25 protein-coding genes and 1 tRNA gene are annotated in these 25,807 nt (G+C 45.3%); 22 read left to right on the top strand and 4 right to left on the bottom strand.

Going from position 1 to position 25,807, the window contains the following annotated elements; translation table 11 throughout:
* Positions 1–4 precede the first annotated feature (4 nt).
* Positions 5–304 (bottom strand): hypothetical protein, encoded by a 300-nt coding sequence (locus tag MHM94_RS09205; protein WP_045980396.1) that lies wholly within the window; start codon positions 302–304, stop codon positions 5–7.
* Positions 305–373: 69 nt separating this feature from the next.
* Between MHM94_RS09205 and MHM94_RS09200 the strand changes: the two genes are divergently transcribed.
* The gene (locus tag MHM94_RS09200; RefSeq protein ID WP_130148167.1) at positions 374–586 is read left to right on the top strand and encodes a hypothetical protein; all 213 of its coding nucleotides are present in this window, start codon (positions 374–376) and stop codon (positions 584–586) included.
* A 56-nt stretch (positions 587–642) separates the two neighbouring features.
* Here the strand turns inward: MHM94_RS09200 and epmB are convergent, their stop codons facing one another.
* The gene (epmB, locus tag MHM94_RS09195) at positions 643–1,659 is read right to left on the bottom strand and encodes an EF-P beta-lysylation protein EpmB (protein WP_235419218.1); all 1,017 of its coding nucleotides are present in this window, start codon (positions 1,657–1,659) and stop codon (positions 643–645) included.
* 41 nt (positions 1,660–1,700) lie between these two features.
* Here epmB and efp point away from each other — a divergent pair, with 41 nt between their 5' ends.
* Both efp and epmA read left to right on the top strand, forming a co-directional pair.
* Positions 1,701–2,267: an elongation factor P gene (gene efp / locus MHM94_RS09190; protein ID WP_022945989.1), complete on the top strand. Its 567-nt coding sequence runs from the start codon at positions 1,701–1,703 to the stop codon at positions 2,265–2,267.
* 66 nt (positions 2,268–2,333) lie between these two features.
* Positions 2,334–3,296 (top strand): elongation factor P--(R)-beta-lysine ligase, encoded by a 963-nt coding sequence (gene epmA / locus MHM94_RS09185; RefSeq protein ID WP_235419430.1) that lies wholly within the window; start codon positions 2,334–2,336, stop codon positions 3,294–3,296.
* Between the two features lie 257 nt (positions 3,297–3,553).
* Here epmA and MHM94_RS09180 read toward each other — a convergent pair whose 3' ends face one another.
* Positions 3,554–4,000, bottom strand: a complete 447-nt coding sequence (locus MHM94_RS09180) for a transposase (protein ID WP_138548591.1) — start codon at positions 3,998–4,000, stop codon at positions 3,554–3,556.
* 456 nt (positions 4,001–4,456) lie between these two features.
* Positions 4,457–4,532 (bottom strand) — tRNA-His (locus tag MHM94_RS09175).
* 316 nt (positions 4,533–4,848) lie between these two features.
* Between MHM94_RS09175 and MHM94_RS09170 the strand changes: the two genes are divergently transcribed.
* From MHM94_RS09170 to MHM94_RS09080, 19 genes are all read left to right on the top strand, one after another.
* The gene (locus tag MHM94_RS09170; RefSeq protein ID WP_022945993.1) at positions 4,849–5,670 is read left to right on the top strand and encodes a mechanosensitive ion channel domain-containing protein; all 822 of its coding nucleotides are present in this window, start codon (positions 4,849–4,851) and stop codon (positions 5,668–5,670) included.
* Between the two features lie 20 nt (positions 5,671–5,690).
* Positions 5,691–6,467: a DUF481 domain-containing protein gene (locus tag MHM94_RS09165; RefSeq protein WP_235419219.1), complete on the top strand. Its 777-nt coding sequence runs from the start codon at positions 5,691–5,693 to the stop codon at positions 6,465–6,467.
* Positions 6,468–6,584: 117 nt separating this feature from the next.
* Positions 6,585–9,263, top strand: coding sequence for an SLBB domain-containing protein (locus MHM94_RS09160; RefSeq protein ID WP_235419220.1), 2,679 nt, complete (start codon positions 6,585–6,587; stop codon positions 9,261–9,263).
* Between the two features lie 403 nt (positions 9,264–9,666).
* On the top strand, positions 9,667–11,364 hold the full coding sequence (locus tag MHM94_RS09155; protein ID WP_235419221.1) for a hypothetical protein: 1,698 nt from the start codon (positions 9,667–9,669) through the stop codon (positions 11,362–11,364).
* A gap of 77 nt (positions 11,365–11,441) precedes the next feature.
* Positions 11,442–12,152 carry a thioredoxin domain-containing protein gene (locus MHM94_RS09150; RefSeq protein WP_235419222.1) on the top strand — a complete coding sequence of 237 codons (711 nt, stop codon included), beginning with the start codon at positions 11,442–11,444 and terminating at the stop codon, positions 12,150–12,152.
* A 94-nt stretch (positions 12,153–12,246) separates the two neighbouring features.
* Positions 12,247–12,651: a type II secretion system major pseudopilin GspG gene (gene gspG, locus MHM94_RS09145; RefSeq protein ID WP_235419223.1), complete on the top strand. Its 405-nt coding sequence runs from the start codon at positions 12,247–12,249 to the stop codon at positions 12,649–12,651.
* Complete coding sequence (locus MHM94_RS09140) at positions 12,632–14,299, top strand: type II/IV secretion system protein (RefSeq protein WP_235419224.1); 1,668 nt, start codon at positions 12,632–12,634, stop codon at positions 14,297–14,299. The genes gspG and MHM94_RS09140 overlap by 20 nt, the downstream gene beginning before the upstream one ends.
* The gene (locus MHM94_RS09135; protein ID WP_235419225.1) at positions 14,296–15,486 is read left to right on the top strand and encodes a type II secretion system F family protein; all 1,191 of its coding nucleotides are present in this window, start codon (positions 14,296–14,298) and stop codon (positions 15,484–15,486) included. Before MHM94_RS09140 ends, MHM94_RS09135 begins: the two co-directional genes overlap by 4 nt.
* Positions 15,470–15,883, top strand: coding sequence for a prepilin-type N-terminal cleavage/methylation domain-containing protein (locus MHM94_RS09130; protein WP_138548584.1), 414 nt, complete (start codon positions 15,470–15,472; stop codon positions 15,881–15,883). Before MHM94_RS09135 ends, MHM94_RS09130 begins: the two co-directional genes overlap by 17 nt.
* Positions 15,864–16,283 carry a prepilin-type N-terminal cleavage/methylation domain-containing protein gene (locus MHM94_RS09125; RefSeq protein WP_138588571.1) on the top strand — a complete coding sequence of 140 codons (420 nt, stop codon included), beginning with the start codon at positions 15,864–15,866 and terminating at the stop codon, positions 16,281–16,283. The genes MHM94_RS09130 and MHM94_RS09125 overlap by 20 nt, the downstream gene beginning before the upstream one ends.
* Positions 16,264–16,965, top strand: a complete 702-nt coding sequence (locus MHM94_RS09120; RefSeq protein ID WP_138548582.1) for a prepilin-type N-terminal cleavage/methylation domain-containing protein — start codon at positions 16,264–16,266, stop codon at positions 16,963–16,965. The genes MHM94_RS09125 and MHM94_RS09120 overlap by 20 nt, the downstream gene beginning before the upstream one ends.
* Positions 16,949–17,791, top strand: coding sequence for a type II secretion system protein GspK (locus MHM94_RS09115; protein WP_235419226.1), 843 nt, complete (start codon positions 16,949–16,951; stop codon positions 17,789–17,791). Before MHM94_RS09120 ends, MHM94_RS09115 begins: the two co-directional genes overlap by 17 nt.
* A gap of 3 nt (positions 17,792–17,794) precedes the next feature.
* Complete coding sequence (locus MHM94_RS09110) at positions 17,795–18,754, top strand: hypothetical protein (RefSeq protein ID WP_138548580.1); 960 nt, start codon at positions 17,795–17,797, stop codon at positions 18,752–18,754.
* Complete coding sequence (locus tag MHM94_RS09105; protein ID WP_235419227.1) at positions 18,751–19,293, top strand: hypothetical protein; 543 nt, start codon at positions 18,751–18,753, stop codon at positions 19,291–19,293. Before MHM94_RS09110 ends, MHM94_RS09105 begins: the two co-directional genes overlap by 4 nt.
* Entirely contained in the window at positions 19,290–19,778 is a 489-nt protein-coding gene (locus MHM94_RS09100; RefSeq protein ID WP_138548578.1) for a hypothetical protein, read from the top strand. The genes MHM94_RS09105 and MHM94_RS09100 overlap by 4 nt, the downstream gene beginning before the upstream one ends.
* Positions 19,768–21,804: a secretin N-terminal domain-containing protein gene (locus MHM94_RS09095; RefSeq protein ID WP_235419228.1), complete on the top strand. Its 2,037-nt coding sequence runs from the start codon at positions 19,768–19,770 to the stop codon at positions 21,802–21,804. The genes MHM94_RS09100 and MHM94_RS09095 overlap by 11 nt, the downstream gene beginning before the upstream one ends.
* 439 nt (positions 21,805–22,243) lie before the next feature.
* Positions 22,244–23,176 carry a Wzz/FepE/Etk N-terminal domain-containing protein gene (locus MHM94_RS09090; RefSeq protein WP_138548576.1) on the top strand — a complete coding sequence of 311 codons (933 nt, stop codon included), beginning with the start codon at positions 22,244–22,246 and terminating at the stop codon, positions 23,174–23,176.
* A gap of 4 nt (positions 23,177–23,180) precedes the next feature.
* Complete coding sequence (gene wecA / locus MHM94_RS09085; RefSeq protein WP_138548575.1) at positions 23,181–24,233, top strand: UDP-N-acetylglucosamine--undecaprenyl-phosphate N-acetylglucosaminephosphotransferase; 1,053 nt, start codon at positions 23,181–23,183, stop codon at positions 24,231–24,233.
* A gap of 133 nt (positions 24,234–24,366) precedes the next feature.
* Positions 24,367–25,803, top strand: coding sequence for a lipopolysaccharide biosynthesis protein (locus MHM94_RS09080; RefSeq protein WP_235419229.1), 1,437 nt, complete (start codon positions 24,367–24,369; stop codon positions 25,801–25,803).
* Positions 25,804–25,807 lie beyond the last annotated feature (4 nt).

Below are 25,807 nucleotides of genomic sequence, written 5' to 3'. Positions count from 1 at the left end.
GACTTTACTGGTCTTTAAAAGTCGCCAGCAAAGTGAGTATATGTTGCAGTTTAACCACGGTTTGTTTCAACTTTTGTTCATCAAGTTGCTCGGCTTGGGAAAGTGCCTCGACATCGGCGGCCACGTCTAATACATAGGGTTTAAAGCGCTTTGCTTCAAAGTCGAATCCCGCGTCGCGATTGAACAAGGCTTGAAACTTACCATGGCCTTCTTTTTGTAGCTGATCCAGTTTTTGATCGGCGTCTAAGGCCTGACGATAGGCGAGTTTAAGGTTTTCGTTTAACTTTTCGATAATTGCGTGCATTTTTTTCTAAAGCTTTAGAGCAGATGGCCGATATGGTACGTGGATTCATTTAAAATGTCAGGTAGCGTTATGAATATATCAGGAAGTTCACTTCCCGCCATGAGTGGAGCCGATCAAGGCGCCGAGGTTTATAGCGCGGCCCTTGCTAAGAAACGACAGCAAGCCGATGGCCAGGCTGCATTGGCGTTGATTGAGTCAGCAGGTAATGTGACCAAAGCAGCGCAGAGCCCAGCCGCCTCGACTACGGCAACCTTGGGTAATAACATTAATATCCACGTGTAATAGCAAGGCAGCGCGTCGTAAATGAACCCCAAGCAACCCGCGTTAAGCGGGTTTTTTTATGGCTCTAAATGCAGATCAATGGGGGTTTTACTGCGTTCGCCACCGACCTCACGCACCAACTTTGGCACTAAAAAGCCAGGCAGTTCGCTAAGTACCTCTGTCATGATAGTGCGGGCTTCATCATCGCTTACCTCAAAATGTGCAGCGCCTTGCACTTTGTCTAATTGATGCAGGTAGTAGGGGAGTATCCCGGCGGCAAATAAGCGCTCACTTAAGGCGATTTGCGCAGCCGCATTGGCATTGACCTCTTTCAATAACACCGCTTGATTCAGCTGCGTTACTCCTGCTTGGGTCAGCTTTTTACAGGCGTGGCTAAAAACCTCATCGACCTCGTTGGCATGATTAATATGGTGCACAAAGACTATTTGTAAGGGCGATTGGGCAAAACGCTGACATAACTGCTCGGTAATGCGTGCCGGGATGGTCACCGGCAAGCGCGAGTGAATGCGTAAACGCTTAATGTTGGGGAGTTGCTCTAGCTTATCTAAAAACCATGCCAGTGCTTCGTCTTTTGCCATGAGCGGGTCGCCACCGCTGAGGATCACTTCATTGATCTCTGAATGATTACCAATGTAGGTTAGTTTATCGGCCAAAGCGGCTTTATTGAGTTGGTTATCTTGGTACGGGAAATGACGACGAAAACAATATCGGCAGTTGATTGCGCACGCGGTTTTAAACATCAACAAGACACGGGAGCGGTATTTGTGCAATAAACCCGGCTCGTTGTTATCTTGTTCTTGCAACGGATCGACACTGTACTGCGAGTGTTGCTGAAACTCTTGTCGTCGTGGCAGCACTTGTAATAACAAGGGGTCGCGGGTGTCACCCTTGGCCATTTTGGCGATAAAGGGGCGCGGTACTCGTAGATTAAATAAGCTTTTGGCCTCACTATCCGGTTGATACGCATCGGGGGGTAAATCCAACATACTCAGCAGCTCTTCGGGGCGAGTGACTACATCGGCTAATTCTTTTTGCCAGTTTTTATGCAAATTTACTTCGATTCTTTGTATCATTGACGGATTAATTACTCGAAAAACGGTTATTAGAGGACAAGATGGCGAATTATAGCACCAACGAATTCAAGGGTGGCCTAAAATTTATGTTGGATGGCGAGCCTTGCAGCATCCTAGAAAACGAAGTGGTTAAGCCGGGTAAAGGCCAGGCATTTAACCGCGTTCGTATCCGCAAACTGATCTCAGGTAAGGTATTAGAGAAAACCTTTAAGTCAGGCGAAAGTGTGGAAGCGGCTGATGTAATGGATACCGACCTAGCTTATCTATACACAGATGGCGAATTCTGGCACTTCATGAACAACGAAACCTTTGAGCAAATCGCTGCTGATGAAAAAGCTGTAGGCGACAACGTAAAATGGCTTGTAGAAAACGATGTGTGCACCATTACTTTATGGGACGGCAACCCGATTGCAGTAACGCCACCCAACTTCGTTGAACTTGAAGTAACTGAAACCGATCCAGGCCTAAAAGGCGACACGGCTGGTACAGGCGGCAAACCTGCTACATTGAGCACCGGTGCCGTGGTACGTGTTCCTTTATTCATTCAAATTGGTGAAGTGATCAAAGTTGATACCCGCTCAGCTGAGTACGTGGGTCGCGTAAAATAAGCACCTTACACGTGTATATCCCAGCCCGGGCAGCCGCGCTGGGATTTTTTATGGGAGATTTTTGTGATGTGGCAGCCCAGTGCCGATATTCATACTTTGCAGCAGCGCGCTAAGCTCATTCAGCAGATTAGGCAGTTCTTTTATCAACGTGATGTGATGGAGGTGGATACCCCGTCGCTAAGCAAGGCGTCGGTGACTGATGAACACTTACATAGCTTTGCCACGCGGTTTGTGGGCCAAGGCTATGCCGAGGGCTTGCCACTGTATTTACAAACCTCTCCCGAATATGCGATGAAGCGCCTTCTTGCAGCAGGCAGTGGGGCTATTTTCCAAATCTGTAAAGCCTTTCGTAACGAGGAAAATGGCCGTCATCACAATCCCGAGTTCACTATGCTTGAGTGGTATCGTCCAGGCTTTGATGAGTTTGACCTTATGGCTGAGATTGACGAATTGATGCAACAGCTACTGGATTGTGAAAAAGCCCAATATATAAGCTATCAGCAGGTGTTTATACAGGTGCTGGGTGTAGATCCGTTAACGGCAAGTTTGCGTGAATTAAAGCAGCTTGCAAGCACTCATGGCTTTGCCGATATCGCCGCGAATGAAGAAGATGCTGACACCTTATTACAGCTGCTATTTTGCATGGTGATAGAGCCGACGATTGGCCAGCAACAGCCGTGTTTTGTGTATCACTTTCCGGCCTCGCAAGCGGCACTAGCGCGTCTTCATGAGCAAGACCCACGCGTTGCCGGGCGTTTTGAGCTGTATTACCAAGGGCAAGAGCTCGCTAATGGCTTTAATGAGCTGACCGACGCCAATGAACAGCGCCAGCGTTTTGCCAATGACAACAACAAACGTATTGCCAAAGGTCTTGAGCCCGTAGCCTTGGATGAAAACTTATTAGCAGCACTGGATGCTGGCCTACCACAATGTGCCGGAGTCGCCCTCGGAGTGGATCGTCTCGTGATGATTGCCTGTGGCAAAAAGCATATTCGCGAAGTGCTTAGTTTCGACATCGAACGTGCCTAACCTCAAATTGTTGTAGGCAAGGCTTCAGCCTTGCAAAGCACGCGATTGGGCTAAAGCCCAACCTACAGGTGCAGGTTGGTTTGTTGTAGGTAAGGCTTCAGCCTTGCACAGCACGCGATTGGGCTAAAGCCCAACCTACAGGTTCAGGGTCGATGTGTTGTAGGCAAGGCTTCAGCCTCGCACAGCACGGGATTGGGCTAAAGCCCAACCCACAAAGTTCCACTGGTTTGTTGTAGGCAAGGCTTCAGCCTTGCAACCTATAAATAAACTGAATTCCAGTACGGGTATAATCGCACACTAGAGACAATCCCTTTTCGCAATGGGTTGGCAACGATGTACCTGGCTATGTGAATGCGCTGCTCATCCTCACGCAAAGCGTGATCATAAAACCCGCTTTGCCAAACTTTACCGCGACGCTGTAATTGACGATTAACCATGGCTGCGGTGCAACCTTTTAGGTGCCGTACACAAGCGCTAAGATCGCTATGGTGCAGCAACACAAGCCCATGGAAGTGGTCTGGCATTAAGACCCAGGTTAACCATTGGCAGCCGCAAGCCTGCTCATTCGTTGTAATCGTGGTGCAAAATAGCTGTGCTAGTTTCGCAGAGGCAAAAAATGGTGTGCGTTTGTAACAACAAAAAGTAATAAAATACTCGCGGTGAATTTGCGAATAACGTCCTTTTAATAAATCACTATAAGGCATATTCAGCTCCTTTGAATATGGTGAACATTTAATTATAGCTCGAGAGTTACAAGGTTGCCTGTGTTGAGATGAAGGTGTTATTGGGCTAAAGCCCAACCTACAAGTTCAGGATAGGTTTGTTGTAGGCAAGGCTTTAGCCTTGCAAAGCAAGGGATTGGGCTAAAGTCCAACCTACAGGTGCAGGTAGGTTTGTTGTAGGCAAGGCTTCAGCCTTGCAAAGCTCGGGATTGGGCTAAAGCCCAACCTACAGGTTCCGCCAGATGTGTTGTAGGCAAGGCTCCAGCCTTGCAAAGCACGGGATTGGGCTAAAGCCCAACCTACAAGTTCAGGATAGGTTTGTTGTAGGCAGGGCTTTAGCCTTGCAAGCTATTGGGCACAATATTGGCGTAATAGGGAATAAAAACGAGCTGATAGCTGTTTGATTTAAATAAGGAATACAAATAAGAAAGAAAAGAATGGGGCGACTGATGGGACTTGAACCCACGACAACCGGAATCACAATCCAGGGCTCTACCAACTGAGCTACAGCCGCCACAAAGGGGATACACCACCTCGTGATGTGTGGCGCGCATAATACATAGTTTCCGCCACCTTGTGAAGTGTAAATTTAAGATAATTATTCGTTCGCTGCAAATTTGTTCAGTGAACACAATGAAAGCCGCTTAACCACGGAGTATTACAGCACGAAAAGCATATGCTAGGCTTATTGTTGCTTGAGTTGCACTAATGTTCAGTTGGCGTTTAGGTTCGGCTTGAGAAAATAATAGATTAGGTACTTTACGGCGCATAGGTACAAAGCATAAAGTTGTAAGGTGTCATGGGCTATCAGCATATAATTAGGAGCGCTAATGGAAGCAATAACAAACTGGCTGTCGGAAAATTCCGGACTGCTCACTCACTACGCCATTCAATTTGTTTTGGCACTGATTGTCTTTTTGGTCGGTATGCGCCTTGCTAAGTGGTGTAGCAAGCTGACTGAAAAAGGTTTTGCCAAGCGTAAGGTAGACAAAGCGGTTGGCTCATTCTGTGGCAACATCATTTATGCCTTGGTGTTCATCGCTACTATTTTAATGGCGCTATCACAAGTAGGTGTTGAGACCACTTCCTTTATTGCTATTCTAGGTGCGGCGGGCTTGGCCGTAGGTCTGGCATTGCAAGGGTCGCTTTCTAATTTTGCCTCGGGTGTGCTGATCATTATTTTGCGTCCATTTAAATCAGGTGACTACATCGAAGCAGGCGGTAAAGCAGGAAGCGTTCGTAAAATTGAAATCTTCTCTACCGAGCTCAATACACCAGACAATAAAATTATCGTGATGCCTAATTCATCGATTATGTCTGGCGCCATAGTAAACTACTCACGTGAGAAAACGCGTCGTATCGACTTGGTTATTGGCGTGAGCTACGATGCCGACCTTAAAAAGACCAAAGAAGTTTTAAAGTCAGTGCTTGATGCTGAATCAAGGCTGTTAAAAGAGCCAGCATACACGGTGGCCGTGAACGAACTGGCTGATTCAAGTGTGAACTTTGTGGTTCGCCCTTGGGTAAACACCGTTGACTATTGGCCAACGTATTTTGATTTGATGGAAAACATCAAAATTGCATTAGATGACAACGACATCGGTATTCCATATCCACAAATGGATGTGCATTTACATAAAACCAGCGAATAAACTAGGGGAACCGCGCTGACATGAAATTGAAGTATTTATCTGTTCTCATTGCTGCAGGCGTAGCAACGAGCGCTGTGGCTAGCGAAAAAAAGACTTGGGAAGCCAACGCTGAGCTAGGTGCCATTATCACCAGTGGTAATACCGAAACAACTACATTCAAGGGCGCTTTAAACGTAAAGCACAACCTTGAAAACTGGAATAACGAGTACAAGCTCGACGGCATCTATAAAGAAGACGAAGTCGAGAAAGACAACGGTACTAAAGTAACTGAGCGCACTAACGAAAAGTACTTTGCATCGGCGCAAGGTAACTACAAGCTCAACGAGGAAAACGCGCACTTATTCGTGTACGGCTCCTACTTAAGTGACTACTTTGGCGCTTACCGCCAAGAAGCGGTGGTCTCTGGCGGTTACGGTTTGCGTTTGCTCGATACCGACACCATGGTGCTCAATGCGGAAATTGGTCCGGGTTATAAGTATTTCCAATACCCAGACGATAGCACCGAAGTAGGCGATGACGGTGAGTTACTGGCTGACGAGTGGGAAGGTGAAGTGATCGCCCTAGCAAAGGCTGATTACACTTGGCAAATCTCCGAGGGTGCCAAATTTACTCAGCTAGTTGCGATGGAATACGGTAGTACCAACACTAAAACTCGCTCTGAAACAGCGCTATTAACTAAAATTAATGGCTCTTTGCAAATGAAAGTGGGCTTTAACGTCACTCATAACTCCGATGTTGCGGATGACAAAGAAAACACTGACACCGAAACCGCGTTAACCTTGGTGTATAACTTTTAACAAATCAAGTAACGCGAGATAACAACGGAAGACCACCATCTTCCGTTTTTTTTCGCTCAAAATTCCGGTAATATGCCGCGGTTGTCTTCTATTTTTCTATTCTCGGGAAGGGATGTTGTGAAGTTCTTAAAACTTTTACTAGTAACGCTACTGTTGGTAACAGTTCAGTCAGTGTCGGCAAATTCGCAAATGCCAACACCAACACCAGAGCAAATCGAACAATTTAAAAAGCTACCTCGTGCCCAACAAGAAGCTATAGCACAACAATATGGTATTAGTATTGATGAGCTCACTAGCCAAGGCACACAACAAAAACAGAGCAAAAACGAACAAAACCCCTTCGAGAGCTTGCCCATGAAGCCCAAAGAAGAGGAAGACGAAGAAGATAAATATAAGCCAGAGATTGAAGAGCTCAAGCCCTTTGGTTACGAGCTGTTTGCCCCGCCAGAAGACCAATTTGATACCCGCCAGCCATTGCTTATGGCAAACCAAAATGTGCCGGTGCCAGACGATTACTCGCTTAACATCGGGGATTCACTGGTTGTCACTTTTTACGGGAAAGAAAACTTTTCTCAAGAAGTGGTAATTGACCGCGATGGTCGTCTTGCTTTACCAGGGTTATCGCCTGTTCAAGTTGTTGGTCTTACTTTCAACGAGGCAAAGAAGCTACTCAAAAATAAAATAGAGCGAGAAGTGATCGGTGGTGAGGCATTTGTCTCTATTGGCGAACTTGAAGATATTCGTGTCATGGTGCTAGGGGAAGTGAAAAAGCCGGGGGCGTTTTCTTTACCTGCTATGTCTACCATTTTTAATGGCCTTATCGCTGCAGAAGGGATCACTGAAATAGGCTCGTTGCGTCACATCTCCCTCAAGCGTAAGGGTAAAACAGTCACAGAACTAGACTTATATGACTTACTGCTCAGTGGTGACAGCTCTGATGACTATACCCTTAAATCCGGTGACGTTATTTTCGTTCCTGCATCGAATAAGCGTGTGACCTTACGCGGTGAAGTTCATCGCCCGGCAATTTATGAGCTCTCTGAAGGAGAGTCTTTTCAAGATCTTATGCGTATGAGTGGCGGTTTGAAGGCGGATGCAGCGAAAAACAAACTCACCATTAAACGTTATGGCAACAATGGTGAGCGTCGTGTTATTTCTGTTGTTAACGCTCAGCAACGGGCGCAAACCGAATTGCAAAATGGTGACGAAGTGCGTGTGCCACAAGCGTCACAGTCGCTGTCCAACTCCATCACCTTAATTGGTGCGGTGACACACCCCGGCCATTACCAATGGCAAAAAGGCGCGTATGTCGGCGACTTTATTCAGTCACTTAATAATGACTTATTGCCAATTGCCGACCGTGAATATGCCCTTATTGTTCGTGAAAGCCAGCTTTCAGGGCGTATCAGTATCTTGCAGTTTTCGCCGCTGGCCTTGCTTGCTGGCGAGCAGCAAGATGTGGCTCTGCAACCAAGAGACAAAGTATTATTCTTCAGCCGCTATGAATCCCGAGAAGATGAAATCGACGCGCTGGAGCAGTTGGCCTACACCAAAGAACAAATCATTGAAAATGAGCGCTTAGCGCTGTGGGATAAGTATCAGTCGCGGCAGTTCTTTGAGTTTATCGATGAAAAAAGTGACTACTTGTCATTTGAAAAAGAAGAAAAGGAAACATTATCGGTACGCGACCTTCTTAAAGGCAAAGCGCATGAGCTTGAAGATGGTGAATATTCAGTCTTTAGTCGTAAGCGTATGTTGGGGCCATTACTGTCACAGCTAAACCGTCAAGGCTCACCTCGTAATGGTGCACCTTTGATCAATGTCAATGGTGAGGTTCGTTACCCCGGTGTGTATCCTATGCCGGAACAAGCCAGTGTAGAGAAGGCGATAGCCGCTGCTGGCGGGCTAAAAGAGTCGGCATTTGTCGGTAAAGTTGAGGTAACACGTGCCGATAATGATAATTCAGGCAATATTAAACACTTGTCATTAAGCCTTGCCGATGATAAGAATAGTATAGCGTTACAGAGCAAGGATACCGTTACGGTATTCTCGAAACCGAACTGGCAAGAGAACGTAACCGTTCGTTTGTTGGGAGAGGTTAAGTTTCCAGGGGCTTATGCTATTCGCCCCGGCGAAACGCTTGCAGAAGTACTTGAGCGAGCGGGCGGCTTAACACAGTACGCCTTTGCTCAAGGTGCAATATTTACCCGCGAGTACCTCCGTGAGCAAGAACAGGATATGCTACAGAAGTTAGCCGAAGACCTACGTAGGGATTTGGCTTCAAGTAGCTTCCAAAATTCGATAAGTAGCGCCAAACTCACCTATGACGATATGGATAATCTGCTTAAAGATCTATCCATGACTGATGCCCTTGGGCGAATGGTCATTGATATGGACCAGGTGGTTGCAGGTGGTGAAAATATCGAGTTGCGCAATGCAGATACGCTGTTTATTCCAAAGCGTATGGAAACTGTAACAGTGATCGGGGAAGTGCATGTATCAACATCTACCATGTTTAACGCAGGCTTTTCTATCGATGACTATATTCGTAATAGCGGTGGTCTAAAACAAAAGGCAGACGAAGACGGTATTTACATTATTCGCGCCAACGGTTCGGTGCAAAAACCCGATACTGGCTCATGGTTTGCGTCTAATCGCGATACTGGCATTAAGCCTGGCGACACAATCGTGGTACCACTGGATTACGAACATATGGACAATTTAACATTGTGGAGCAAAGCAACCCAAATTGTGTATCAAATGGGTGTTGCTGTTGCTGCATTGAGTTCGCTATAAGTTCATGATTGTCTATAATATGTTCAGTTTTGCATAGGCAACAACTAAAGTTATGGGTGTGTTAATAAATCCGTAACTTTATTTTGTGATTGGGACTTGAATTACGCTTGAGTTCTTATCATAATGTTCGAGCCTGGATTTGATACTGCAGTAACTGGAGTGTCGGTCGGGCTCTTTAAATTATCTAACTTTTGCTACGCTCTGCGCACAGAGCATGTGAATAAAATCTGAAATCATAAAGTGTCCACCGGATACATGGAGAAATATAATGAAGCGTTTTAATAAAGTCGCTTTACTTCCAGCTGCAGTTGCAGCTGTACTAGCTGGCAACGCGTATGCTGGTACAGAAGCGTGTTTTGAAGTTTATAAAGCTGGTAACGATGCAGCCCTAGCAGTTGCAGATATGAACACTATCTACGGCAACGCAGCTTGTGTTGATACTCGTGGTGGTGCAGCAGCTGATGACTTGGCACCTATCAATGAAGGTAAAATCGCTTACGAACTTACTGGTGACCTAACAGTAGATCTAGACAACATCACTGCTGATGTTGACGCTACTACTGGTGATGACCTTCAAGTTGTTTACATCCCTACTACTGATATCCCAGGTGGTACTAAAATCACTATGGAAATCACTGGTGCATTGTTCGCAGGCAACGGTAACCAAATCCACCTAGTAAAAGACGCAGACCTAGCTGATCCACTAGACAATGGCTTCGAAGCTGTTGGCTCTTCAGATGGTACAGTTGATGGTACTAACACTATCACTTTCATCACTAAAGCTGGTGTAACTATCGGTGCTGGTACTCGTCTAGCTCTATCTCGCGTATCTTCTGGTGCTGCGATTACTGACGTTGTTCCTGTTGGTCTTAAAATCGAAAACGATACTTGTACTAACGCTAACTCAAGCAAGCTAGTACAAATCCGTTCTACTGAAGCGGTAACTGACGGTGGTACTGGTTACAGCATCATCGGTGGTGTTTCAGAAGCAACTACTGTTATCGATATCTCTCCACAGTTCTATACTTTCTTCGGCAGCACTACTGCAGAAGCAGAAGTTAACGCTGAAAGCTCAGACTCAGCTGGTGACGCTATCATCGCGCGTACTGAGTTTGTTTACAACGCAGGCGACGTAACTGACCAACTAGTTGCTAAGCAACACGAAGTTGTTTACAAAACTGCATTCTACAACCGTGGCGGCGCTGGCGGTGACCTAGACCAAGCTATCACGCTTGACGCTGATGACCACCTAGAGACTGCTTTCCTTGCATCTGCTGAGCCAGGCGCAACTGTGAAAATGGCTCTATGGAACGGCCGTACTGCAGCAACTGGTGTTCTTGACACTCAAGAAGAAGTTGAAACTGGTACTCTTCTAGGTGACTTCGGTCTTACTGAAGCTACAGCTACAGTTTACAACACTGAAGCACTAGACATCTTCACTCCAGCTACAGCTGGTGATGCAGAAGCTAACCCAGCAGCTGCTACTTCAAACCTATTCGGTGCTGATTACAACGAAATGTTCTACGTTGTAACTAACACTATCCCAGCTGGTGCAACTGACTACGGTGTAATGAACTTCAACTACAACGTTAAGCCTAACTACACGCTAGACTTCGGTACAGCGACTGAGCTTGACCACTGTAAAGATGAAGTAACTTCACACGAAATCGGTGTAAACGGCGCAGTACTTAAAGTACCTTACGCTGTAAGCGCAGAAGGTAACTTCGTACGTGTAACTAACGAGCACGACGAAGCAGCAGAAGTAACTGTTGACCTATTCAGCGAATCAGACAACGGTAACCTAAACAACCGTAAAGTAACTGCTGTTCAGCTAGGTACTGTACCTGCTAAATCTTCAGTAGTTTACTTCGTACCTGAGCTAGTATCAGAAGCAGAAGCGCAGCAAGGCTACACTTCAGCTGACGGCGGCTTCGGCGCGGGTGACCTAGGTTCTAACGCTGGTGCAAGCACCAACCGTCACACTCTAACGTTCACTGTAACTGCACCACGCGACAGCGTACACGGTGTATCTGTACAGCGCATCGTTGGCGGTGTTGACCGTGTAATGCCAGTACTTGACCAAAACGAGTGGAGCCAGTAATTTAATTACTCGCTTTAACGTTTAAAAAAAACCCTCGCTTAGGCGGGGGTTTTTTATTTTTTAAGAAGGAAGAAGCTATGAAACGACTTGTGTCATTATTACTTGGGGCGGCGGTGCTCAGTGGTTGTCAGTCGAACCAAAATGACGAAATACAAGCCTTGAAACAAGAAATCAACGAGCTTAAAAGCGTGCAACGCGAAGTGGCCGTGCGCGTTGGCTTGGCTGAGCTTGTGCGCCCTGATGTATTGCCGTTGTCCAAAGAAGGCCAGTGGCTGGGCAATAAAGAAGCAGAGATTGTTATTTTAGAGTACACCGATTTACATTGCCCATTTTGTAAGAAGTTCCAACAAGATGTGTTTCCTGAGTTAAAAGCAGAGTTTATTGACAGCGGTGAGGTGGCGTTTTTAGCCCGTGAGTTACCGCTATCTAAATTGCACCCTAAAGCCCCTTATGCAGCGGTGTTACTGCGCTGTGCAGCACAACAAGACCAGTATGAGCCGGTGCGCGAAAAACTATTTGAATTAGGCGCAAACATTGTGCCTGATGATATCGATACCATTATTAGCGAATTTGAGCTAGACAAAGAAGCTTACGATAGTTGTCGTGCTGATAAGAGTGTTCATCAAAAAGTGAGTGACTCTATTTTAGAAGCGAAAACACTGGGCCTAGAATCAACACCTTCATTTATTGTGGGTCGCCGTGACGGCAACACCCTCACTGACTATAAAATTATTGTTGGTGCTGGCAGTGTTGAGCAATTTAGCGCAGCCATTAAGGCCCTGCGTTAATGTCATAGTTTGATAATGCCCCCTATTGTGGTAGATTCAGCAGGGTGCTTCGGCACCCTGTCTTATTTTTGTAAGTAAACCGTTGAGAATTCCTATGAAAACAGTTCATCGTTCACGAGGCTTTACGCTCGTAGAGCTTCTTATTGTAATGGTTATTTTAGGTCTGCTAGCGTCAATTATTGCCCCGCGTATGTTCAGCAAAGTGGATTCCGCTCGTGAAGGTACCGCAAAGGCGCAGATGCAAGTAATGGCCACCGCGTTAGACTCGTACCGTTTAGATATTGGTTATTACCCGAAAACGCTGGATGAGCTAGTTAATAGCTCACATAAAATGTGGGATGGCCCTTACTTTCCCAAAGCGATCCCAGCAGACCCTTGGGGTAATGAGTACAGCTACGAAGTAACAAGTGAAAATGGCCGTGAGTCTTTTACTTTAAAAAGCCTTGGACGAGATGGAAAACCTGGCGGTGAAGGCGAAGATGCAGACGTGGAACTCTAAAGTAGAAGAGTACATCAGGCACAGTGAACTGCTTGATATTGCCCGCCTAGAGCAGGCGCTAGATTATCAACAAGACTCAAGCCAGCACTTGGAGACTATCTTATTAAACTCTGGCTGGATTGACGATGAGCAACTCAGTACGCTTTATTGCAGTGTGCTGCAATGCCCACTGTTTCAAGGTTCGGTCAGTGTGGCTGAGTCGGAGCTGAGTGCTTATCGCAAGTTAAATGTGGAGTTTTTGCTAGAGCAGGGCTTTGCTCCGGTTGCTTTAGAAGGCCAACAGCTCGTTGTGGCCTTATCTAACCCACATAGCCAGGAAGCCCGAGATTACCTGCGCCTAAGTGATTATCAGGTTCGCTTTGAAGTTGTCAGCTATAAAGAATTTGAACTACTCGCTGAGCAATGCCGTGCGCTTTTACATGATCAAAGTGAAATTAGTGTCGCAGGTGACAATGTCGCTGCGTTAAAAGAGTTGGCCTTGGGCGCGCCCACCGTCAACTTGGTAAATAGCTTGATTAATAAAGGCGTAAAACTAGGTGCATCGGACTTACATATCGAACCCATTAACGGGCGTTACCGTGCCCGATATCGTATTGACGGGCTGTTAAAAGAAGCAGACCCTATCCCCGCTAATTTACAGCTAGCCGTTATCTCACGCATTAAAATCCTCTCGGCGATGGATATAGCAGAGAAACGCCGCCCTCAAGATGGCAAAATTGAGATGAAGGCGGGCACCACAGATTTAGACATTCGTTGCTCAACCTTGCCCTTAGGCAGTGGTGAAAGTGTGGTTATGCGTTTTCTAATCAAAAACGCCGTTAAGTTTGACTTAGAGCGTTTGGGTTATGCTGATGATTTAGTGGCGATGATCGACGAGGACCTTAAACGTACCTCGGGTGTGGTATTAATGACTGGCCCAACCGGTTCCGGTAAGACCACGTCTTTGTATTCTTTCTTGAATCAAATTAATAATCCCAAGATAAAAATAATCACCCTTGAAGACCCGATTGAATATCAGCTCCCAGGGATTAACCAAGTTCAGGTGAATGCCGATATCGGCTTTGATTTTTCGGCGGGATTAAGAAGTATTGTTCGTCAAGACCCGGATGTGATCATGGTCGGTGAAATTCGTGATAACGAAACCGCTAAAATCGCATTGCAGTCGGCGCTCACTGGGCACTTAGTATTTAGTACTGTGCACACCAATGATGCGCCCTCGGCGTATACCCGTTTAATGGATTTAGGTATTCAAGAGTATCTTCTTAATGCTGGCTTAGTATCAATTATGGCGCAGCGCTTGGCGAGAACCTTATGCACGCACTGTAAACGACCTATGAGTGAGCAGGAAGCTGATATTCTGTATGAAAAGTACAACCTAACAACGATGACCGACGGACAGCGTGTGCCGCTTTATGAGGCGGTGGGGTGCGAACAGTGTGAGCATACCGGCTATGCAGGGCGAGTAGCGTTTCTTGAGTATTTACCCTGTGACGCCGAAGTTAAACGCTTAGCTAAAGATGAGAACTTACTTGATAACTTGTATGCCATGATGAAAGAGCGCAAGTTACGTTCGTTGAAAGAAGATGGCTTACTTAAAGCAATTAAAGGGATTACCACGGTAGATGAAGTGATGAGGGTTGCCGGGTGAGTGTATTGTTTAAATACAAGGCATACAGCGCAGATGGGCAAGTAGAGCAAGGTGAAATCAGCGCTGTAAACGAGCAAGCGGCTGTGCAGGAGCTTAAAAAGCAACAAAAGCTGGTGCTAAAAATCTCCGAAGCAAAACAAGCCAGCTCGTCCAAGCGCGTCACCTTAAACGAGTTGGAGCAATCTACTAGCCAACTTTCAACTTTGCTGGCCAATGGCCTAAAAGTGGACAAAGCGCTCAGTGTGCTTGCTCGCTCTAACCGTAGTTCAGCTATCGGGGCGGTGTGGGCTTCGGTATTAAATGATATTAAGCAAGGCTTTGTATTAAGCGATGCTATCGCGCAGCGCCCCCATGTGTTCTCAACACTGTATGCGGAAATGGTCAAAATAGGTGAAAGTACCGGTAATCTACCACGGGTATTTTCACGGTTGAGCCAGAACCTACAGTTCCAAAGTGAACTGCGTAAGAAAGTGATTCAGGCTTCAACATATCCGCTGTTTATCCTCATTGTGTGTGTGGTGGCCATTTGGGCTATTTTTAACTTTGTTGTCCCAAGTATGTCATCGATGTTTGAGGGAACCGGTGATATACCAAGCTACACGCAAACACTGCTAGCGGTTTCTGCTTGGGTGCAACAATACCAATGGCATATGCTCATAGGGCTACTATTAGTTGGTGGTGGTATTAGCTTAGGTATGCAAAAGCCGGCCATTCGTTTACGGTTATTTAAAACCTTAACCTCTTTGCCTTTGCTAAAGCATATAGTTAAACACTCTGACCGGATAAAGTTCTCTACTGCATTACAGTTGACGCTGGAAAGTGGTGTGAGTTTATCCGATAGCTTATCGCTGGCGGCGCATACGGTTAGCCATCCGGTATTAAAAGAGCGACTGCTGGCAGTTGTTAGTAAAGTGAGTGCCGGTGGGGTCTTAAGCGACGAGCTAGAGCGCTTGGAGATGTATGATGATGTTGCCATTTCCCTGATCTCTGTCGGTGAAGAAAGTGGTACTTTGGCTGGCTCTTTTGCAGAAATAGCACGGCGTTCGCGTAGTAACTTTGAGCAGTGGCTAACCAAGTTCACGGCATTACTAGAGCCATTATTGATTCTGATTATGGGTGGTATCGTAGGCTCAGTAGTGATTATTATGCTGCTTAGTATAGTGTCGATGAATGATGTATCGTTCTAGCCCCCGTGGTTTTACTTTAATTGAATTATTGATTGTACTTGCGCTTATCGCCGCAGCGAGTTCGGTGGTGCTGCCTGATATGTGGCGCCAACTGGAACAAGTGCGCTACCACAGTGAGCGCAATCAAGTAACTTCGTTGTTAGCCTTTGCCAAAGAATATGTGGTGTACAGTGGCCAGCCGCTCGATGTTGAAGTTAACGAGAACAGTATTGTTGTTTATGTAAGTGAAAGTGATAAGGCGGCTGAACAATCTCCCGATGCGCTCAAACGTGTTGAATTCAATATATTAGAGCTAAAGCCTACCGCCTTTACATTGAGTACCAACAACTATTTTATTACGCAACAGGTTGAAGTACTGACTCGCTCAGGTTTGGAATATGAAGTACTCGAGCTATAACAAAGCGCAAGGCATGACGTTGATAGAGGTATTGATTGCCTCGCTGATCCTTTTTATTGCTATCAGTGCGATGACCTTTGTAATGCGCTCTAGCTTGTTACATGAGGGCCGGCTAAACCGGGCGGTGGAGTTAGGGTTAGTCGCTGAGCTGCTCAAAGATCAAATCACCTATGAGTACACTCAGCAGCAGCAAACCCAAGGTCAATGGCGTTTCAAAGCGCGTAACTACCAGTGGCAGGTTAGCGAGTTAGAGCACAAGCCTGCGCAAAGGTTTATCTCCTCAGAAGGGCAAAGTGATACGCCAGAAAGTGGCCATATCGTGCTGTATCAGGTGAGAGTGTATATCGAAACACAAGAAACCCCATTGTTGGAGTACCGAGATGTCTATTGGCGCTTTTAAAAAAAGCCGGCTCGGCTTTACCTTAGTTGAAGTGCTGGTTGCGATGGTGATTTTTACCATGGTGATTGCTTTATCGGTAACCAGTTATCGCTTTGTACTTGGTCAAATAGACGATAACCAAAATCGCAGCGATGTCAGTCAGCTCAGCAAGATTAAAATGCTCAATCAGCAGGTGCGCGCACTCGAGCCCTTATTCTTTATTAATAACAAAGGCGAAGGGGTGCCCTTTTTTGTCGGTCAAAAGGATGGCTTCGCGTTTATATCTCCCACGCCTAAGTTACTCGATGAGCATATGGTGATTGCGCAAATTTTGGCAAGCGAACAAGGGTTTATATATTGTGAATTACCTTATGGCTCGCAATCATTACAAAACTATGTGCTGCGTGAGCGCCTTTGTCAGCAGCAGGTAATATTATACCAAGGCGATAATGCGGAGCTTGAGTACTTTGGCTGGCGCGACGCGCTGCAACTTGATAATTATTACTCCGAATACCTTAATGTTTCTGTGCGTCCAGAGCCTGCCTGGAGTTCGCGTTACCTCAGTAGCTCGCGAGGAGTGCTGCCCTTATTTATACGTTTAACATTGACGCCAGATGCAGCGCAAGAGCCAATTAGTTGGATGTTGCAACTACCAGAAGTGAATCCATTTCAACGAGGGGTGAGTAATGCGTCTCAAGGATAAACAGTCTCAACGTGGTGCTGCATTGTTATTGGTGCTAATGCTATCGGCAAGCATGGCGGCAGTGATGTTATTTATGTCAGGGAAAGGGCGGAATGATGCGCGCATGGCTAGTTTAGTGCGCAAAAACACCCTGGTCAGTATGGAAATTCAATCGGCGCAAGCCGATGTTGTTTTTCGCCTAATGACGAGCCCTTTGGGGGTTCTTGGTCCAGGTAATCGTTATGGTGAAATTGTCGGCGGTACTGACCTAGTTAAGTCCTTTGATGGCAAACCCTATGCTTATAATGAGCTTGAAGTATCAATACAGGATATGAGCGGCCTTGTTTCTTTAGTGCCTTTTAACGAAAAAGGCTTTAAACAGCTTCTTTATAACCAAGGGCTTGAAAGAGAGGCCATCGATGAGGTTATGGACAGGCTTGATGACTGGCAAGATAGGGATGGTTTAAGGCGTTTAGCCGGGGCCGAAAATGGTGACTATGACTACCCTTACTTACCCAAGAATGGCCTAATTCAAAGCATGCAAGAATTGGCTTATGTACTCGATGATGAGCAACTATTTACGCGCCTACAAGGGAAGTTAAGGCTGTATTCAACGGCCACGATTGTTCGACAATTTACCCCAGACTCTTTATACTCCTCCCTTGGTTTTGACCCCGAACAGCGCAATTCAGAAACGGCTGAAGGTGCGAGTATTTATCCCAGTGGTCGATACATTATTGATATTTCCGCGTCTGGCGATACAGCTTTAAAACAGCGCCTCGTGCTTTATCGCGGGCAAGGAACGTTTAAACCCTATTTCACTACTAATGAAGGAATGGTGCGCTAAGGTATGAAGTCGTCTTTGAAGCAGCTATGGTCTGCCCGTACTTTTATCGATAATCGGTATATCTTAGATGCAGACCGTAATCTTGTTGAAAGTAATACTAACAAGCCACTGCTGTGCATCGGTCAGGCGTGCGCACTCAGTAGAGATTTATTTTGGGCGACATCAAAAAACTACCCGCGTTCTGCTGTTAATGAACTGGTCAATATTCTAAAAGCAGAAAAAGCGACCTTGCCACCCATGGAAGGTGCTTTTTTATGGCGATTCAGTCAGTGGACAAGTAAAGAGTTCACTATTGATTACTTTGTGGTGCCGACACAAACGCTCGAATTGATCCCACAAGACGTTAAGTTTTTGATTCCACACTACCCGAGTGAGCAGGGCGCGACTGCCTTGCTGGATTTGACCCACAGTGATACACAAGAACAAATTGCAGCGGCTTTTAGCGAATATAAACTGCATGACGTGATTGGTTTGACATATGATGCTGCGGGAGAGAAAGGCAAAGCAACTCAACGCTTATCAACAAAGTCTTTGATTATCGGTTGCGCTGCGGCTATCGCATTAACGCTGGCGTCGGTAACGGGGTATCTACAATGGTCGTTACAATCGCTTGAGCAGCAGCAAGCAGCCAATCAGGTGAAAATCGATGAAGTACTTAGCAAGCGAAATGACTTTGAGCGTAAGGTGACCTCTTATTCTGAGCTTGGCGAGTTTCTTAAGAAGAGCCCTAACGTACTGGCTAAACTTAGCCACCTCAATCTTGAAGGTGAGGATGTAATCTTGGAACGCGTTGTAGTTAGCACCAATGGAGTTCAAGTGTCAGGTAGCACGAAAAGCTCAGCGACAAATTTGTTGCAGCAAGTCATCGCCTCGGAACAAGTGAAAGAGGCTAAGTTTTCACGCCCAGTGGTAAAGCAGAACTCTGGCGTAGAGTCGTTCACGATTGAGGTGTATTGGTTATGAGCGATTCAAACAGCGCGATTAAAAAGTGGGGTATTGCAGCTATAGCGGTGCTACTGGCTTTGGAGTTTGCCGTGTTTCCTTGGCTAGATTGGCTTGATGATGTTCACCGCCAGCGCCAATCAGCGAGCGAATTTGTTGCTAAGCAAGAACAAACGCTTGCCAGTGCATCTCAGGTTGCAGAAAAAGAACAGCAACTAGAACAGCTTGAAAAACTGATCGGGAACCTACCACAAGTGGGTGAGAAGGATGACCCGGCGTTATTATGGCTAAAAGTAGTGGATGCAGCGGTAGAGAAAACAGGTGTCAAAGTGAATAATAAGTCACCCTCGCGCAGTGTACCTATCAATGACGACTTTGCTGCCTACACAGGGCGCATTAATGTCAATGGCGATTACTCACATGTATTAAGTTTGCTGGATGAACTGGAAAATATCGAGGCGGGTAATCGGGTTCGCCAAGTGTCATTTTTTCAGCGTAAAGCCACACTTGGTAAAGTGACCGCCAATATCGAATTTATTAGAGTGTACAAAACGCCATGAGAAATTTATTAATTTTTGCCGCTGTTATTATCGGCTTAGTTTGGTGGGCGTCACAATATCTGATAAATTTTGGCGCTCAAGCTAACGACAAAGAGCTATCGATGCTGGAGCTCAATCCAGAGTTACTGCAAAGTGAAGAGCTCGATGTGGAACGATTAGCGAATACGCTCGGGGTTGAATACGAGCCTATTGTTGCAGAACAAACTAGTGAACCAGAGTTTAAGGACTTACGTGTTAGCTTAGTGGCCATCTATAAAAGTGGTGAGCAGCAACAAGCTCGCGTGAGGGTCTCCGATGGTGATACGCAAACTATGTTTAACCTCAGCGCAGGTGAGCAGCTCGAGCATTTTACCGTTGTCGAGATCAAACCGACACAGGTGTTATTTGAACATGACCAAGAGTCATTTGTTGTGAAAATGTATAAGTCAGCCTCTATTCGTGTGCAGAATTCAAAAGAAGGTGGAGAAGTAAATAATGGCGTTTAAGCCCATCAGAAATGCTAGTTTTCTTATGTTGATAGCACTGCTATATGGTTGTGCAAGTCATCAAGGACCAGACCTTCGCTCAAAAAAGTTACGTGTTGAAAAGTCGATAATTAACGGTGAGCGCGATAGCAAAGAAAAGACTCGCAGTGAACAGCAACAAACCCAGGAAGAGGCACTGTTTCGCTCTGAAAGTGTCGATGATTGGGGTGGTATAACCAAGCTCGAGGAAACGGCTCAAGAGGCGCCAGAGCTTAGTGGCGAACCTATTTCATTCAGCACGGATGAAATGATAGCGAAAGAGTTTATTGCTAAGACTTTCGGCGAGCTATTGGGAATTAATTATGTTCTAGCGCCTGAACTGGCGGCTTCCCAAGATACCATTACTCTGAATATCTCAGATAAACTTGAACGCCCAGAATTTTACAATGTGGTGATAAAAACACTGCAGGAGAGCGGCATTTCTAGTTATCGCAAAGACAACATCTTGTACTTCTCTCCCGCCAAAGGCAGCGATAAGAAAAACGCCATTGCACTTGGTATTGGTAACAGTGAAGAAGATATCCCACAAGTAGCCGGTGCCATTACCCATATTGTTCCTTACGTATTTAGTAGCAGCCGTAATGTAAGTAATATTCTTAGCAAGTTGTCGACTGCAAAAGTGACAGTCAATTCACTGCAAAAGCTGATTATTTTAGAGGGTGAACGCACGGAAGTGGTACGCGCTCTGAAAATTATCAACATGCTTGATGTGCCAAGAGCCTATGGTCGTGAAATACGGCTCTTCGAATTTGCCCATATTGCCCCTGAAGAAGGCGTTGAGCAGATTAAAGAACTTCTTGAACAAGATGGTTTACGGGTTGGCAGCAGTGATGGTGATGTGTCTTTTGTATCGTTAGCGCGTATTAACTCCTTTGTCGCTTATGCATCAAATGAGCAAACCATTGAACGTATCGCTTATTGGGCTAAGAAAATCGATGCTCCATTGGCAGGTGACGAACGCCAGTACTTTGTTTATAAGCCAAAGTATGCCAAAGCAGAGGATATGCTCGAGTCAATGCAGCACCTACTACAAAATAACACCACAGGTGCCCCTCGTTCACGAGCAAATGAGCAGCAAAGTGACAGCGCCTCAGGGCGCTCGACCAATGGCACCTCGGCGGAGCAATCGCTACGCTTTAGCTTAGATAAACAGCAAAACGCGCTGATATTCTACACCACTAAAGATGAGTACCGTTTGGTTGAGAATTTACTAGAGAAAATGGACGTATTGCCAGGGCAGGTGATTTTAGATGTAACTATTTTAGAAGTCACTTTGACCGATGAAATGTCCTCTGGTATTGATTGGCTTTATAAAAATACAGGGATGGGCGATGAAGTCGCATCACTGAACTTAACGTCAAGCACCGGCTCGCTAGTGGGGAGTGTGATCTCTGGGAACTGGCAAGCTAATTTGCAATGGAAAGACTCTCAAGACGATGCCAGGGTGATCTCTCGCCCTTACTTCATCGTTCGTGACGGTGAATCGGCAACGATTAGTTCTGGTGACCAAATACCTATTATTACGCAAACAGTTGAGAATATTGGAGACAATAGCTCTGTGTCGAACTCAGTTCAGTATCGTTCGACGGGTGTGAATGTTTCCATAACGCCTATTATCAACTCTCAAGGAGTCGTTACATTATCTGTTTCGATGTCTGTAAGTGATGGTAAACCGAACGAATTAGGCGGTACGTCTTCACCGACGATTACCAACCGTTCGATCAGTACTGAAGTGCTTTCAGCAGATGGGCAAACTATTGCCTTAGGTGGACTTATTCAAGAACGTAAAAGCGATAAGGAAAACGGCGTACCCGTTCTAGGTGATATACCTGTTTTCGGTAACTTATTTCGCAGTAAGGTGGATAGCCTATCACGCACAGAATTAGTGATGCTGATCACAACGAAAGTAGTCAAGAGCTCCTCTGAAGTTGACGAATTTAGCGAAGCTATTTCTGAACTCTACAGCACACCTATTATTATTAAGTAATCACCGCAATAACGCCTGAAGCCGTGCTTCAGGCGTTATTGCGATTGCATCTATTGTTCGGTACAACCTTTCCTCTTTAGCAAACGCCTTCTATGCTTGTTCATGTCTGATAAGTGCAGTTGTCGGCATTCTGATACTCTATATACAGTAATACACTGATTTACATTGTGTTTTAAACAATAGTTTCTTTTGATAACAACAAGATAACAAAAATTAGCAAAAAGCTATGTCATAATTAGCATCCATGGTGCTGTGAATAAAAATGAGACAGCCAAAGTTAATCTTAGTTTTGATACAAAAGTAGTGCGAAATGACGGTAAATTGTTGCATCCGTCAACAACAACGCTGTTTATAGCTGGAGTAATACTACTGTAATGCTGTACAATATCGCGGTTTTGAATATCGACACTTGGTCTTGGGTAAGGAGTATCTTTTTAACATGACCGTTCAGGAAGCAGGGGAGTACCATCAATCTGCAGATAGCGCAGGTTTAGATGGTTTGTTCAAGGCTATCTGGCGAGGTAAATGGATCATTATTGTTACCACTTTTATCGCCGCAGTTCTCGCCGTAGTTTACGCTATCAGTTTGCCCAATATTTATAAGAGTGATGTGCTCTTGGCTCCGGCAGAAGAAAATACCGGTGGCGGAATGAGTGCATTAGCTGGCCAGTTCGGTGGGTTAGCAACTCTCGCTGGCATGAATTTAGACAGTGGCGGTACCGATAAAACGACCATTGCTCTTGAAGTGTTACAGAGCAAAAGTTTTATTGGTGATTTTGTCGAAAAAAATAATTTAAAAGCCATTTTAATGGCGACAAAAGGTTGGGACCGAGGTACCGACACACTTATTTATAATGAGAAAATGTACGATCCTGACTCAAAAACATGGTTAAGAGAGGTCTCTGCACCGCTTACACCTGAGCCAAGCTTACTCGAAGTACATGACCATTTTATTAAAAATAATTTGGTGGTAGAGCAAGATAAAATATCCGGGTTGGTGAGAGTGTTGGTTAAACATTACTCTCCCTCGGTTGCGAAAGATTTAGTTGAAAAACTTGTGAATTCTTTAAATAAGACGATGCGAACCAAGGATATCACTGAAGCCCAAAACAGTATCGATTATCTCAATGGAGCGTTAGAGGACACTAAGATCGCGGATATGCGCACAGTGTTCTATCAATTGATTGAAAAGCAGCAGCAAACAAAAATGTTGGCGAGCGTTCGCGCTGAGTATGTATTTAAAGTGATAGATCCCGCCGTTGTCGAAGAGAAAAAATATGAACCGAAGCGGCCACTCATTGTGGTCTTGCTTGCGATTTTAGGCGGCTTAATTGGTGTTGTCATTTCGCTCGTACGGTACTTCAAGGATTAATAGTATGGTTGGGATTAGTACTTTGCTGCTAAGCAGCACGCTTGTGTCATTTTTATCATTGATGACATTTAAGCGTTTGGCTGCGACTTTAGGTCTGCTTGATAGACCTTGCACGAGAAAACGCCATGATGGTCATGTTCCTCTCGTTGGCGGAATGAGTATCTTTTTGGCTATTTGTGTGTCGGTGACAATGTTTGTCAGCAACAGCCAAAGTATCAATTTATTTTTGATAGCCTCATCGCTGATGGTGTTTATTGGCGTGCTTGATGATAAGTATGACTTGTCAGTGCGCTCGCGACTGATTGGGCAATTCTTAATCTCTTCGATTCTTATTTTCGGTGTTGATCGGTATATATCAAGCCTTGGGGATCTGTTCGGTTTAGGAGAGGTTTACCTAGGGTTGGCTGGTATCCCTATTACTTTCGTAGCGATTATCGCTGCGATTAATGCCTTTAACATGGTAGACGGTATAGACGGCCTGCTGGGGAGCTGCGCTATCGTAGCCTTTGCTGGGCTAAGTTACAGCTTTTATCAGTCGGGTGATGTGACTTACTTTTATATCTGTGTTGGCGTCATAGCGGCGATAGCGCCTTTCTTGCTGGCTAACTTTGGTATTTATCCATTCCAGAAAAAGAAAATATTCATGGGCGATGCTGGCTCCATGTTTATCGGTCTCGCTGTCGTTTGGTTCTTGGTTTTAGGGACTCAGCCACATAATGAAGGGGTTACCGCCTCGTTTAAGCCGGTACTCGCTTTGTATATAGTTGGCTTTCCGCTAATGGACATGGTGGCTGTTATTATTCGTCGTTTAAAAAATAAAAAGTCACCGATGAAGCCAGGGCGAGATCATGCCCATCACATTCTAATGCACTGCGGGTTCTCGAATAAGCAAGTGCTAGCCTTGTTGGTTACCTTTTATTCATTACTTTTGGTCAGCGGCTTTTTATTGTCTAACTTTGTTAGTGATTTAGCGTTATTTGGTGTGTTTTTAACAGTATTCATTGGTTACCTGTTCGCTTTCCAAGTATTTGACAAAGCGGGCGAGCAACAAGCATGAGTCAATAACCGAGAAAAAGTAGCGTCCCCCTTGGTGCTGTTTTAGTTGAAGCTGAGTCAATCTCAGCTTTTACTGTTTTAAGGGCTAGCTGATATGGGACTTTTTGCCTTGAATAAGCGGTGATACGGATTAGATGTTAGAAAAGAAAACGCTATTTAGCGTGGTATATAGTTTTATTGAGCAGCTCGCCCGGCGTGGTATCTCAGTACTGGTTACACTGGTACTGGCTTACTTTCTTACGCCAGATGAATATGGGCTAGTGGCTATGATGGCGCTATTTCTGACGCTCGGACAGACGCTTATGGAGTCTGGGTTTCGCTCGGCTCTCATTCGAAAAGAACACCTTACCCAAGCAGACACAAACACGGCCTTCTTTGCCAACTTGTGCTTTGCGTTGGTGGTGGTCGTGGTGCTGTACCTGTGCGCGCCATGGGTTGCGGATTTTTATGAACGGCCTGAACTGGTGTTGATGATTAGAGTCAGTTCGCTACTTTTAATCTTCAATTCGTTGCATGTTGTCCAGATGGCTATGTTGTCTCGGAATATGCAGTTTAACCGTATTTTGAAAGCCAATTTTCCAGCGCTAGTGATCTCTGGAGCAAGTGCGGTCGCTCTTGCTTATCTAGGGTTTGGCGTATGGGCGTTGATTGCACAAATGTTACTGAGTGCAATTTTGATTGCTGCATTTTTATGGTGGCAAAGTGAGTGGCGTCCAAGCGCTGATTTTTCTTGGCAATCCCTACAGGAAATTTATAACTACGGTTATAAAATTCTACTCTCAAGTTTACTAGACACTTTTTATAAGAACTTCACTATTATGGTCGTTGCGAAAGTGCTTAGTGCCGCCGTGGCAGGGTTATACTTCTTTGCCGATAGGGTTAGAGAGTTGCTGATATCACAGCTTATTACGTCGATTCAGACCGTTACCTTCCCAGCACTTTCCTCGATCCAAGGTGATAATGAGCGGTTGAAAAGAGGCTATCAACGGATCATGTCGATCATGACTTTTATTGTGTTCCCTGTGTTAGTGACTCTATGTGCTTTAGCAAGTCTAGTATTCGAGGTGTTACTCCCCGCTAAATGGCTGCCTGCGGTACCCTATCTACAAATAATGTGTATTACTAGCATGATGATTCCGTTGATTTCAATCAACGTTAACATTATGAAGGTGAAAGGTCGTAGTGACTGGTTTTTATATTTGGAACTGAGCAAGGTTGTACTTGGCTTGGTGGCTTTATATGTGACTTATGAGCATGGTGTAATTGCTATTCTGTTTGGTCAACTTGCTAGCCAGTATGTGGTTTATTTTCCCAGTGTCCTGTTTGCTAATCGTTTGGTGAATTATCCGCTGTTGGAGCAATTGTCTGATTTCCTACCCAACTTAATCACTGCCACGATCACCGGGGTGAGTGTGTGGGCAGCGCAATATTATTTGTCTTTGAATGCGTTGTTAGAGCTCATTGTATTGGGTTGTGCGGCTGTCGCTATTTATGTAGTGCTAGCTATGGTGTTTAGGTTAAAAGCTGGCGTACAGACGTTAGAAATGCTCAATAAAGCAAAGCGCACGTAATAGA

The sequence above is a fragment of the Pseudoalteromonas sp. CNAT2-18.1 genome (genome assembly GCF_022347865.1).
Taxonomy (GTDB): Bacteria; Pseudomonadota; Gammaproteobacteria; order Enterobacterales; family Alteromonadaceae; genus Pseudoalteromonas; species Pseudoalteromonas ruthenica.
Note: the sequence above shows the minus strand (reverse complement) of the source record. Positions and strands in the feature narration are given on the sequence as shown.